This window comes from Desulfitobacterium chlororespirans DSM 11544 (assembly GCF_900143285.1).
GTDB classification, from domain to species: Bacteria; Bacillota; Desulfitobacteriia; order Desulfitobacteriales; family Desulfitobacteriaceae; genus Desulfitobacterium; species Desulfitobacterium chlororespirans.
In genome coordinates this window covers 1-12,066 of record NZ_FRDN01000022.1, presented here as the reverse complement: position 1 = coordinate 12,066, position 12,066 = coordinate 1, and the positions used below count along the sequence as shown (strand labels likewise).

At 47.2% G+C, this 12,066-nt stretch carries 11 protein-coding genes and 3 tRNA genes; all 14 read left to right on the top strand.

Annotated features, from left to right (window positions below; all coding sequences use genetic code 11):
* Positions 1 to 167: 167 nt before the first annotated feature.
* Positions 168 to 1,415 carry a globin-coupled sensor protein gene (locus BUA14_RS25550; RefSeq protein WP_072775167.1) on the top strand — a complete coding sequence of 416 codons (1,248 nt, stop codon included), beginning with the start codon at positions 168 to 170 and terminating at the stop codon, positions 1,413 to 1,415.
* 68 nt (positions 1,416 to 1,483) lie between these two features.
* Positions 1,484 to 2,707: an HD-GYP domain-containing protein gene (locus BUA14_RS25545; RefSeq protein WP_072775166.1), complete on the top strand. Its 1,224-nt coding sequence runs from the start codon at positions 1,484 to 1,486 to the stop codon at positions 2,705 to 2,707.
* Positions 2,708 to 2,872: 165 nt separating this feature from the next.
* On the top strand, positions 2,873 to 3,523 hold the full coding sequence (locus tag BUA14_RS25540; RefSeq protein WP_072775165.1) for an O-methyltransferase: 651 nt from the start codon (positions 2,873 to 2,875) through the stop codon (positions 3,521 to 3,523).
* A 111-nt stretch (positions 3,524 to 3,634) separates the two neighbouring features.
* Positions 3,635 to 4,519, top strand: a complete 885-nt coding sequence (locus BUA14_RS25535) for an alanyl-tRNA editing protein (RefSeq protein WP_178371813.1) — start codon at positions 3,635 to 3,637, stop codon at positions 4,517 to 4,519.
* A gap of 106 nt (positions 4,520 to 4,625) precedes the next feature.
* On the top strand, positions 4,626 to 5,369 hold the full coding sequence (rph, locus tag BUA14_RS25530) for a ribonuclease PH (RefSeq protein ID WP_072775164.1): 744 nt from the start codon (positions 4,626 to 4,628) through the stop codon (positions 5,367 to 5,369).
* A 14-nt stretch (positions 5,370 to 5,383) separates the two neighbouring features.
* Entirely contained in the window at positions 5,384 to 5,992 is a 609-nt protein-coding gene (locus BUA14_RS25525) for an XTP/dITP diphosphatase (RefSeq protein WP_072775163.1), read from the top strand.
* 70 nt (positions 5,993 to 6,062) lie between these two features.
* Positions 6,063 to 6,139, top strand: a tRNA-Pro gene (locus tag BUA14_RS25520).
* Positions 6,140 to 6,191: 52 nt separating this feature from the next.
* Positions 6,192 to 6,268 (top strand) — tRNA-Arg (locus tag BUA14_RS25515).
* 15 nt (positions 6,269 to 6,283) lie between these two features.
* Positions 6,284 to 6,359 (top strand) — tRNA-His (locus BUA14_RS25510).
* Positions 6,360 to 6,707: 348 nt separating this feature from the next.
* Entirely contained in the window at positions 6,708 to 7,481 is a 774-nt protein-coding gene (locus tag BUA14_RS25505) for an IclR family transcriptional regulator (protein ID WP_072775162.1), read from the top strand.
* Positions 7,482 to 7,707: 226 nt separating this feature from the next.
* Positions 7,708 to 8,346, top strand: coding sequence for a hypothetical protein (locus BUA14_RS25500; protein ID WP_072775161.1), 639 nt, complete (start codon positions 7,708 to 7,710; stop codon positions 8,344 to 8,346).
* Between the two features lie 211 nt (positions 8,347 to 8,557).
* Positions 8,558 to 9,802 carry a (Fe-S)-binding protein gene (locus BUA14_RS25495; protein WP_072775160.1) on the top strand — a complete coding sequence of 415 codons (1,245 nt, stop codon included), beginning with the start codon at positions 8,558 to 8,560 and terminating at the stop codon, positions 9,800 to 9,802.
* A 53-nt stretch (positions 9,803 to 9,855) separates the two neighbouring features.
* The gene (locus BUA14_RS25490) at positions 9,856 to 11,148 is read left to right on the top strand and encodes an FAD-binding oxidoreductase (RefSeq protein WP_072775159.1); all 1,293 of its coding nucleotides are present in this window, start codon (positions 9,856 to 9,858) and stop codon (positions 11,146 to 11,148) included.
* Between the two features lie 19 nt (positions 11,149 to 11,167).
* A partial coding sequence (locus BUA14_RS25485; protein ID WP_072775158.1) for an FAD-binding oxidoreductase occupies positions 11,168 to 12,066 on the top strand: 899 nt, incomplete at its 3' end.

Genomic DNA, 12,066 nt, shown 5'->3' with positions numbered 1-12,066 from the left:
TAACAATCTTTTGGGAAAAAATCCTGTAGACTACATATTCTGCAGGATTTTTGCTTAATGAACAGAATGTTATATACGTGCAGCAGTGAATTGCTCGCACTTAAGAAGTAAGTGTACATAAATGTTATAAAATAAAAGGAAATTTAGAGTGAAGAGGGGAAACCTGCATGATTAACCTCCATCAATTCGACCTGAATGAGTCTATAAAGCTTTTAAAATTAGAGCAGGACCAATTGCTGTTGCTGAAAGAATTCAAGCCTATTATGGAGCGGGATGTCGATCAAATCGTTGATCAGTTCTATGCTCATATCACGAAGATTTCCCAGCTGAATGGGATAATCAAGGAGTTCTCTTCTGTGGAGCGGCTCAGAGGTTTGCAGAGAAACTATCTGCTCTCGATTTTTCCCGATATCATCGACGAAGGGTATATTATGAGCCGGATCAGGATTGGTGATGTACATAAGCGTATTAATCTGCCGCCCTTTGTTTATTTAAGCTCTTATCAAACCTTCTTTGACTTGATTTTGCCAAGAATTTTTGCTCATTATCGGAAGAAGCCGGATCAGGCTTTGCGGTTAAGCCTTGCCGTTCTGCGGATCTTCAGCTTTGATCAGCAAGTGGTGATGGCCAGCTATATCCAGTCTTACATAGCGGATATTGATAAGAAGGAGGAGCTGGAAAAAGCCTACGATGAGATTGACGTTTTGCAGCGTCGCGTCAGTGAAGCCAGCCAGGCCCTGGCAGCGACTTCGGAACAGACCGCTGCTTCGGCGGCTCAGATGCATGAGGCGACTGAGCTCATTTCGCAAAATGCCGGTGATGCGGCAGATTTTTCTCGTAAAGTGGATAACTTGGCTCAGGAAGGGGCTCAGCAGATTCAACAGATTTCCGAGCGTATTTTAGGGCTGGCAGGGATGTCGGAAAAAATGCAGGAAAAGATGTCGGAGCTTGATCGCAGTTCGGCTCGGATTGCCAATATTACGGATGTCATTAAAGAAATCGCTTCCCAGACCAACCTCTTGGCGCTTAATGCAGCCATCGAAGCCGCTCGGGCCGGAGAGTCCGGCAGAGGTTTTGGGGTGGTGGCGGAGGAAGTGAAGAAACTCGCCAATAATTCTGAGCAATCGGTTAAGGAAATCAGCACTATGATTGCAGTAACCCGGCAAAATACCACGGCTGTGAGCAGGGTGATTGAAGATACGACCAAGGCGATGCATGAGGCGGCATCTGAAGCCCAGGAAGTAGTCGCTCGTTTTGGGGACATTATGAGCGCTATTCAATCCAGTATTCAGCAGGTTCGTGAGATCGCTACCCAGATCGACGCTCTGACCATGACGGCCGGCCAGATTGGGGCTGCTTCCGAAGATGTGGCCAATTCAGCAACATCCCTGGCCCAGATGGGATTAAGGGAGTAAGTGATCATGAGGCTAAACTTAAACAATGATGAAACATGAAAGCGCTTGGTTTGAGAAAGAGGGATAGTGTGCGATCAGAGGCATCTTATATTCGCAGGATGTGGAATTTTTCTAAAGCATTGGATCTTGCCTTGATTGACGAGGAGATTAAGAAAGGATTACATGTCCCTTTTGGTTTAAGGCATGGGGAAAGGGTCGGTTATATTTCTCTAAAGATGGGGATTGTTTTGGGGTTGCCCCACAAAGAGCTGATTCAGCTTCTCATTGCGGGTTTACTGCATGATATTGGTGCTGTGGGAGGGTTTCATAAATTTCATGGTACTCCTTTTTGGATGAAGGAACACACCCTTTTGGGGGCGGAGATTGTCCATCGTTTTCCGGATGGAGAGGTGTTGTCCGAGATTGTCCGCCATCATCATGAGGCTCCTCATCCGAACTATGGTGTGTTGAGGATTGAACCGGCTCAGGTCAGTATTATGGCCAGGATTATTTCTCTTGCGGATAGGGTGGATGTAAACTTAAGCCGTAAAGTGTTGAGCCGTGCAGAACGCGAGAAGTTAATCCAGTGGATCAAAGACCATGAAGGAAAACAGTTTTATCCGGAAGTTATTCCTGCCTTTATCGAAGTGGCGGCTACGGAGGCCTTTTGGCTTGATCTGGAACATCAAGATCTGATGAAGATCTCCCTGGCTCTTCTTTTTGACGAAGAGGATGTTCAACCAGTACCTAAAGTGTGCGATCAAGAGACCCGTGTCTTAGCTTCTACCTTTGCAGATTTGATTGACCAAAAGAGTTCGTTCACAGCCCGCCATTCCCGCTCGGTGGCCGACACGGCCCAAAAACTGGCGGAGGATCTTGGCTGGGCAAAGCAGGACACCAGAGAAATCTGGGTGGCAGGTATGGTTCATGATTTGGGAAAACTGGCCATACCGAAAAAAATACTGGATAAGCCGGGGCCTTTGGATTCTGATGAGATTGAGATGATCAGGACCCATACCTATCATACCTATCATCTTTTGGCGGGGGCCGGCTTCCCTCAGCGTGTGACGCAATGGGCTGCCTACCATCATGAACGTTTGGACGGGAAGGGTTATCCTTTTGGCATTGGTGCCGATGGATTGGACACGGGTGCCCGCCTGATGGCTATAGCGGATATGTTTGCAGCTTTAACTGAGGATCGGCCTTATCGGAAGGCACTCAGCCCAGGTGAAGCCCTGGCTATTATTCAGCGTGGGGCTGGGACCGCACTGGATCCGGTTCTCGTAGAGCATGCACGCAAAATATTGACTTAAAATCAGTGGGGGCAAGGAAAGGCAAACGTTGTCCTGTTTTTATGGGCAAGAAAGGCTCTGATTATGAATTGTTATTTTAATAAATCCGGGTTATGATACCCATTGAGAAGAACGCTCCTGTATGTATTCTTACATTAAACTACTGGTGCTAAAGAAGGTGTCAATGTGTTTTATTCTTTTGAGTTAGAGCAATATCTCGGTGAGCTGTTGCCCAGCCGGGATGATTTGTTTCTGGAGATGGAAGAGCAGGCGCTCAGAGAGACGATTCCGGTGGTAACTCCCCCTGTGGGAAATTATTTGTCCTGGCTGGTTAAGGTTAGTGGTGCATCCCGGATTCTTGAAGTGGGAACGGCCATCGGCTATTCTACTTTGTGGCTGGCTAAGGGCTTGGCAGGGCGGGCAGGAAAGATTGTCACTCTGGATCTGAATGTGGAGCGGGCCACTCGGGCGATCGAGTATTTTAAGCGCGGAGGGGTGGCGGAAAAGATTCAGGTGGTTATGGGAGATGCACGAAAAATTTTGCCGGATTTTCCCCGGGGTGAATTTGATTTTATTTTTGTGGACGCGGCCAAAGGGGAATATCTCGAATATTTAGAGCTGGTAACTCCCCTGCTGGGTGATGGGGGGATTATGGTCGTGGATAATGTCCTGTTTCGCGGCTGGGTGGTACCCGGCTCCGAGTATGAACCGAAATATGAGCGTATGGTCAGCCATTTGCGGGAATTTCTAAAGCTGCTGACCGGGAACCCGGAGCTGCAAACCAGCATTCTTCCTTTAGGTGATGGTCTTGCCGTGAGTATCCGCAAATGTCCTTAACCCAAAAACTTTGCTTTTCAAATGCCCGTTTCCTGTCTACAATAGAAGGGTAGACACTGGTCTTGAGGGGTGGTGGCAAAGATTTCTAAACTTTTTGTCCATGACCATTTAATGCAGGCAGTATATTTTGCTCCACGGGGGAAAAAGCGGCTGCTTTTTTTGGGAATGAACCTTCAGCAGAGGTATCTTAGCCCTGACGATCATTTGATTGGTTTTCTCGGTGATGCGGGGGCGGGAAAGTCTGTGCTCATTCGCGGTATGTTTCCTGGTTTGGAATTGACCAATGATGATCAGGGAATCAACATACGGCCCCTCCCCTTGATGGACGATGCGGATCGCGGCCATTTTCGCGCTCATACTTACCATTTGGACGTGCGCTTTGAATCAGCTTTTACGCAACCCTGGAAAATAGCCGAGGCCATCAAAGCCGCTCTCAGCAAGGGGCGCCGGGTGGTTGTGGAACATTTTGATTTAATCTATCCTTTTTTAGGTATTAATGCAGAGATGCTTGTTGGGGTGGGAGAAGAGGTGATTGTGACCCGTCCCACGGTTTTTGGTCCGGAGCCCGAAAGCATAGCAGACATTGTCTTTGAATCGATCAAATATCGGCGCATGGCCCACAGCGCTGAAGATATTACTTCAATGATTCTTGAGGAAATGGGTTTGGAGCGCCCTGAGGTTCATAGTGATATTAAGCATGGATTTGTTTTGGAGTTTCCCGAAAAACCGGACATCGATTTGGATATTGTGGAACAACGGGTGTTGGAGCTGATTGACGCGGATTGGCCCATTAGTTTTTCCGATGATGAGCACATACGGCTGGGGGAGATGCTCTACCCTTGTACAGGCCCGCGGATCCATATTAAGAGAACATCGGAGATTAAGGGATTTCACTTGCTTAAAGAATTCCGCTTTGATCCGGTGGAACGTCTGTATACTATAGCCGGAATCGTCGGGGAGGCAGAAGGCCCTAACCGTTCTCTCCTGACTTTATGAATTGAATCAGCGAATTTCTGATAAAATAGACTAGGATTTACCATGGGTTTGCCATAATAGCTTAAAGCCATGGTGCCGGATAACGAATGAAAAGAGGATAATTATAATGAAGCGTTTTGATGGCCGTGAGGCCTTTGAACTAAGACCGGTTAAGCTGACCCGGGGATTTACCCATATTCCTGAGGGCTCTGTGCTTATCGAGGTTGGTCAGACAAGGGTGATTTGTACTGCTACTGTGGAAGAGAAGGTACCACTCTTTAAAAAAGGCACAGGTTCTGGCTGGGTTACAGCAGAGTATTCCATGCTTCCCCGAGCGACTCAGACTCGAAATCCCCGTGAGTCCAGCAAGGGTAAACTGACGGGCCGGACTATGGAGATCCAGCGTTTAATCGGGAGGGCTTTGCGTTCGGTGGTGGACCTTAAAAAACTCGGTGAAAGAACCATCTGGCTGGATTGTGATGTGATTCAGGCTGATGGGGGGACCCGGACCGCTTCCATTACCGGAGCCTATGTGGCTTTAGTGGATGCGGTCAATCACCTGTTGGCCAAGGGGCTGATCAAAGAAAACCCCATTCTCGACTCCCTGGCTGCAGTTTCGGTAGGAAAAGTTGATGATGTGGCCCTCCTGGATCTTGCCTATGAAGAAGATTCTAAAGCGGAAGTGGATATGAATGTGGTAATGACCGGGCAGGGGAAATTTGTGGAGATTCAAGGAACGGCTGAGGATATTCCTTTTGGCCGGGAGGAATTGAATCAGTTTTTGGAGTTGGCTGAGAAGGGTATCCAAGAACTTATGGGCATGCAAAAGGCTGCTGCGCAAGTGCGGACCGGCCCTTTGTCTCAAAATTGAAAGCGGGTTGTTTTATGAAGGTTTTGCTGGCGACACAAAATAGGGGGAAAGTCAAGGAGCTTCAGGATCTTCTTTTGGTCGAAGATATTGAGGTGCTTTCTTTAGGAGATCTGGGTGAGTGGGAAGATGTTGAGGAAACGGGGGCGACCTTTGCGGAGAATGCGGCCATGAAGGCAAGAATTGCGGCCCAGCGTACAGGACTGGTATCCCTTGCCGATGATTCCGGTTTGGAAGTGGATGCTCTCCAAGGGGCACCGGGAGTCTATTCGGCCCGTTATGCCGGAGAGCCAAAGGATGATGACAAAAATAATGATAAGCTTCTTCAAGAGCTGGAAGGAGTGCCGGAAGAACAAAGGACGGGGCGTTTCCGCTGTGCCTTGGTGATTGCCTGCCCCACTGGAGAAGAGTATTTGACAGAAGGAACGGTGGAAGGGCGCATTCTTAATGAGCGTCGTGGTAAAGAAGGGTTCGGCTATGATCCGCTCTTTTATTTGCCGGATTTTGGCCGAACCATGGCTCAGCTGAATCTAAGTCAAAAGAATAAAATCAGTCACCGGGCTCAGGCATTCCGCCAGGCTGTTCCCATACTTAAAGAGCTTGCCCAGCGGGATGAAGACGCTTAATAGTTTAAAAACTTTAAAAAACGCTTGACTCTGGTGAACGAATCGGATAGAATAATCATTGTCACGAAAACGGGGTATAGCGCAGTTTGGTAGCGCGCCTGCCTTGGGAGCAGGAGGCCGGGGGTTCAAATCCCTCTGCCCCGACCATTTTTATTGTGTCCGAAGTTCCCAGGTCAAGCGGAGAGTATCCCATTGTTGGGCGCCTGTAGCTCAGTTGGATAGAGCATCTGCCTTCTAAGCAGGTTGTCGGGAGTTCGAATCTCTCCAGGCGCACCATTTAAATTTAACATGGTGGTTGTGGCGAAGTGGTTAACGCACCGGATTGTGGCTCCGGCACTCGGGGGTTCAAGTCCCCTCATCCACCCCATATGAAGACAAAGCCGTGCATCGCACGGCTTTTTAGTGCGAAATAAGGATGAGGGGACTTGAACGGGCGGAGAAAGAAAAGCCGACCTTGAGGAGGGTTTTCCCGCCCCGGCGTGATAGCGAGTGAATGCGAGCGGAGCAAGTCCCCTCATCCACCCCATTACGTCGAAATCGCGTCAAGAGATTACTCTTGACGCTTTTCTATTTAAGTCTTTGTATGAAAATTATACATTTAGGCAAATTCATGACTTGACTTCAGTTTTTAAAAAAGTCATACTAGGCAATAGGTAGTAATTCGAAACAGAGTTTCGGTTGATGAAACTTTAGCAGCCGATTGGAGGATTTTGCAGTGGCAGAAAAATATGTACAAACCTTAGAACGTTCGTTGGATATACTCGAAGTTCTGGCCCACACTGAGGAGCCTTTGGGGGTTACCGAAATCGGTAACCGAATCAGTCTTCATAAAAGTACGGTGCACCGGATTTTGCAGACCCTGTGTTACCGGGGATATGTGGAAAAAGAAAAAAACAGTGAGCGCTATAAACTGGGAATTAAAATAGTGGAACTGGGAATTCGTTTCTTTAATGATCTGGAGATTCGCATAGTGGCTGGACCTATCCTGGAGGATTTAGCGAAGGCACTGGATGAAGTGGTTCACTTAGTCCTTCATGATGATGGTGAAGTAGTCTATATTGACAAAAGGGAAAGTTCCCATGTGGTAAGTATGCGCTCCAAAGTTGGGCGTAGGGCCCCTATGCATTGCACTGCCGTAGGGAAAGCTCTCCTTTCGACAATGCCTGAGGAAGAAGTCATGAGAATTCTGGAGACCAAGGGAATGCCTGGCTTTACACCCAATACCCTGATAGAGCCGGCGAAGCTTTTGGAAAATCTGGATGAAATCCGCAATACCCAGATTTCGGTTGAGTTTGAGGAAAATGAAATTGGGATTATTTGTCTGGGCACACCTGTCTATGATTTTTCCGGACGGGCTATTGGAGCTATCAGTGTCTCCGGTCCGGCAGCGAGGATAAGAGAAAAAGGTATCGAGCATATAGGACAGGAACTGAAGCGCAGCGGGGAAATTATTTCTGCTAAGTTAGGATATAGCTATTTTAAACGATAGAATGTTAAAATGTTTAGAAAATTTTATTCTTGACGTTTAAGGCCAGAGATGATAATATAGCCACAAGAAATATTGAAACTCCGTTTTAAAGAGCGGAACGAGTTCAATATTTCTTACCCACCATCATTTTTCTATACCCATTTTCTTTTTTTTAAAGATTTTGTGAAACGTGGTTTCATAATGCGGGACAGAAACAGAGGAGAATAAAAAAGAGGAGAGTGACGGAATGAGCGCCATGAGATTACCTTTAACAAACTACAACCCAGTAAAACTATGTCAAGGATGTTCCCAACACGACGAGACTAAGGTAGCGGCACAGATTCTGTCCTACCAACTTGCTTATCACTTGCTGAAGCGTTATTCGGGAACTTGGCAGGTTAAGAAAGATGAGATTCTCCTTCAATTAGAAGGTGCGGCTCACCCCATGCATTTTGAGTTGAATACAGGTGTCTTAAGATATAAAACCATCCGGACATCCATTGTTTCAAGATACAGCGTGGAACGTGGTCTCAATGAATTGGCGGAAGAAATCAGCAAGGATTTTGCTTTACCGGACAGCCGTGGTGAATTTCAAGATCCACTATTGGGCCTTTTCGTTAAATTGATTGAGATCTATCACGCTCGCTGTGGCCTGAGAATTGTCCAATGCGAAAAAGGACAGAGCCTTGCTGGTTGGGAGTTAGCTTTAGGCGATGAAACTCTCCGTGGCTGGATTAGTTCCGATGGGGTAATGGAGAATCGTTTTGGAGAACGGTATAATCTCCAAGACTGGTTTGCTCTGCGCCCTGAAAAGATGGCTGCCTATGTCTTTGGATTCTATCGTTTCTGTCAAAATTACCCATCACCGATTAGACATATGAATTAATTAATGATGTTAGATGTCAAAAACGAGATCAGGATAGGCCTGTCTCGTTTTTTTGTTTTGTAAAGATCCCTAAAAATTAATAAACATTTTCACAATGGGTTGAAAGAAAATACGGATGAGTTATAATAGTCTCAGTAACTTGAATTGTTACGCAATTTTAACTATTTGATTCGGTGGTCTGACCATCTAACAGTGAAGGGGGAAATTAAAAGTGGGGGTTTTAGCAGAAGTCTATGAAATGCTAAACACGTGTAACAGATGTGGTTTCTGTCATACTGCTTGTAAAACATACAAAGTGGATGGCGCTGAAACCATGGTTTCACGGGGAAGGGTCCAACTAATCAAAGCAGTCGCGGATGGTGTCATTGAGGCTGATGCAGATTATGAGGATTCCATCAACAGTTGCTTGCTTTGCGGAGAATGCGCAGTTGCTTGCCCAAGTGGTGTTAGTGCCAAGGAATTGGTCATGGCGGCCCGACGGGATCTGAAACTTAAACATGGCGTTAAACCTTTCGTTAAATCTTATGCACTTAAGACCTTAGCAAACCCGAATAAGCTGGAACGAGCCTTTAAACTCTTTGGTGGTCTTGGTAAAAATGTCCTTAATAAAGTCGACGGCATGGATTATTTCCGCGGCGTGGATATTAAAGGCATGAATGTGGCTAAAGTCCCATTCTTAAACCAAGTTCCCGAAAGGATTCTCGTAGCTCAACCCAAGCATAAAGTTGCTTTTTATGTGGGTTGCTTCTTAAACTTTTCACTTGATGATACAGCTCACTCGGTAGTTAAAGTGTTAACTAAAAATGACTGTGAAGTCATTATTCCCAAAGAACAGGTCTGTTGCGGATTGCCTCAATACGCCTATGGAGATTTCGAGACCGCTAAAGTCAATGCCCGTAAGACCATTGATACCTTTATGGCCAAGGATGTGGAGGCCATTATTACCGCCTGCGGCTCCTGTGCAGCCATGCTCAAAGAAGATTATCTGAAACTCTTTGCCGATGATGCGGCTTATCTTCCCAGAGTAAAGAGCTTCTGTGCCAAAGTTAAAGAGTTCTCCGAGTATATGGCGGAAATCGGCGTTGATGAGAGCAAATTCCATAACTCTACTCCGGTCAAGGTAACTTATCATGATCCCTGTCATATGGTGCGGGGAATTAAAGTGACAGCACAGCCTCGTCAGATGTTAAAGAGCCTGCCGAGAGTAGAATATATTGAAATGTTTGAAGCCAACCGCTGCTGCGGAGCTTCCGGATTGGTTCAGGCATTCTACCATGAAATGTCCACCAAGGTTACCCGGGAGAAGGCCAAGAACATTCAAGACAGCGGAGCGGAAGTAGTGGCCACCAGCTGTCCTGCATGTATCATGAGATTGCAAGGCGGAGTCAGCATGGCCGGTCAAAAACAAAAAGTAATGCATGTGGCAGATTTGATGGCTAAAGCTTACGGGGACTAGAATCTTGAAGATGAGTCTGCTTCTAATGTAAATGAGTGGAAAGGCGGGTAGTCATGAGCAATACACTAAGTGAGTTAAAAGGGATTGTGGGCGATAATTACGTCTTGGACAATCCTGCTGATATGGCACAATATCTTAAGGGAGACGGTAAGCCGGTGGCTGTGGTCTTCCCCGGAGATGCCGAAGAAGTAGCCAAAGTTGTTAAATATGCCAATGGACAACAGCTTAAGATCTCAGTTGCCGGAGCGGTCGCTGATACAAAGGGCTTAGAGGGCGGAATTGCCCTGATCATGAATCGCATGAATAAAATCCTCGAGATCGATAAGAAAAACTTCGTCGTCACAGTAGAGCCTGGCATGCTTCATCAGGATTTTATCCAAAAGCTGGAGGCTGACGGATATTTGTTCCCGGTAGAGCCCTATGCGGTGGATACCAGTTCCGTGGGCGGCTGCTTTGCCATCGGGGATTCAGATTCCAAATCCTTTAACTACGGACCGACAAGAACCTTTATAATGGGCTTTGAAATGGTTACACCTACCGGTGACATGATGTTTATCGGCAATAAATGTATTAAAAATGTTTCCGGTTATGACTTCATTCACTTCGCGGTGGGCAGCCAAGGCACCTTTGGCATCTTTACTAAAATGTTAATTAAGCTTTTGCCCCAACCTGCTGCCAAGAGAGCTATCGTGGCCCGGTTTGATTGTCTGCAAAAAGCCAATGCCACTTTCAGCACCTTGCTTAAACGCCATATCCATCCCGATCGGATGAATCTCGTCAGCAAGGATCTGGCCCAGGAGATTCTTCCCGGAGAAGGACACCTGGTTCTCATCGATTTGGAGGGATTCAATAAATCCGGCACCAACTTAGCCAATGAAATCGTGGCAATTCTCACCCTGGGCGGCGGCACCGACGTCTCGATCGTCGAAGATAAAGAAGCTTATGAGAAGCTTATGAGTGGCTGGCTTAAGGTTCGTCAAGGGTTGAACAATGCTCCGGACCATGTCCTGGAATTTGCAGTGGGTCCCATGAAGATGTCTCAGGCTTTGGCACAATTAAAAGGAATACAAGGGGAGCTGAACAGCGGAGTCGTCATCGAAGGGCTCTTGGGAGTTGCCCGTGTGGTTCTGCCCAAAGATGCCGACAAAATGGCTGTGGCTGCCCAAGTCAACAAAATGGCCATGTCCTTAGGCGGCAATGTTACCGGCCTCCTTGGTCATAAACTGATGTGTGAGATGTTCAATGACGGGGAAATGTGGTCGGAAACCACCGGTCTCCTCAGTGAACTGCGCAGCAAATTCGACCCCAACGGGATTCTTAATCCAGGTGTAAGTCTGTTGGCTTAATAGAGAAGGAGGGCTGAAAATGTTATCGCAAACGATTGTTGATCGACTGAAAGAGATTGTCGGAGAGAAAAACGTGGTGACCAAACCAACAGAACTCTTCGCTTATGGTTATGATGGTACATTGCTCAGCGGCGATGCCATCGGCGCAGTGTTTCCGGAAACTACAGACCAAGTGGTTGAGCTGGTTAACTATATGAATGAGCAGGATATCAAGCTGGTCCCACGGGGTGCCGGTACCAATGTCAGCGGCGGTACGATTCCTTCGGAAAAATCCATCGTCATTAACTTTACCCGCATGACCAAAGTGCTGGAGATCGATACGGAGAACTTCGTCGCCGTGGTCGAACCCGGAGTCGTTAACTTTGACCTTCAGCAAGAACTGGAGAAGGTCGGATTTTACTATCCCCCCGATCCGTCTTCCTGGAAAGCCTCGACTCTCGGCGGAAATATCGGGGAGTGCTCCGGCGGACCCCGTTGCTTCAAATATGGGGTAACCCGTGATTCTATTCTGGGCTTGGAAGTGGTCCTGCCTAACGGAAAAGTGATTCGGACCGGCGGGCGGAACTTCAAAAGCGAGCCGGGATATGATTTGACCCGCATCATCGTCGGTTCTGAGGGGACCTTAGGCTTGGTCACCAAGGCTTACCTGCGGATCTTACCGAAGCCTGTCACCAAGAAAACCATGCTGGCCATTTATAATAAAGTCGAAGATGCTTCGCAAACGGTTGCCGATATCGTAGCCGCCGGAATTATCCCGACAACCTTGGAAATGATGGATAACCTGCTGATCAATACCACGGAAGATTATTGCCATGCCGGACTGCCCCGGGATGCGGGAGCTATTCTGATTATTGAGATTGACGGCTATCCGGAAGACATGGATGAGCAAATCGAAACCATCCGTGACGTGACGAAGAA

Excerpts from the sequence above, each read along its gene's own strand:
- BUA14_RS25550 (WP_072775167.1), top strand. The coding sequence starts at position 168 with ATGATTAACCTCCATCAATTCGACCTGAATGAGTCTATAAAGCTTTTA.
- BUA14_RS25535 (WP_178371813.1), top strand. The coding sequence starts at position 3,635 with ATGCAGGCAGTATATTTTGCTCCACGGGGGAAAAAGCGGCTGCTTTTT.
- rph (WP_072775164.1), top strand. The coding sequence starts at position 4,626 with ATGAAGCGTTTTGATGGCCGTGAGGCCTTTGAACTAAGACCGGTTAAG.
- BUA14_RS25525 (WP_072775163.1), top strand. The coding sequence starts at position 5,384 with ATGAAGGTTTTGCTGGCGACACAAAATAGGGGGAAAGTCAAGGAGCTT.
- BUA14_RS25500 (WP_072775161.1), top strand. The coding sequence starts at position 7,708 with ATGAGCGCCATGAGATTACCTTTAACAAACTACAACCCAGTAAAACTA.
- BUA14_RS25490 (WP_072775159.1), top strand. The coding sequence starts at position 9,856 with ATGAGCAATACACTAAGTGAGTTAAAAGGGATTGTGGGCGATAATTAC.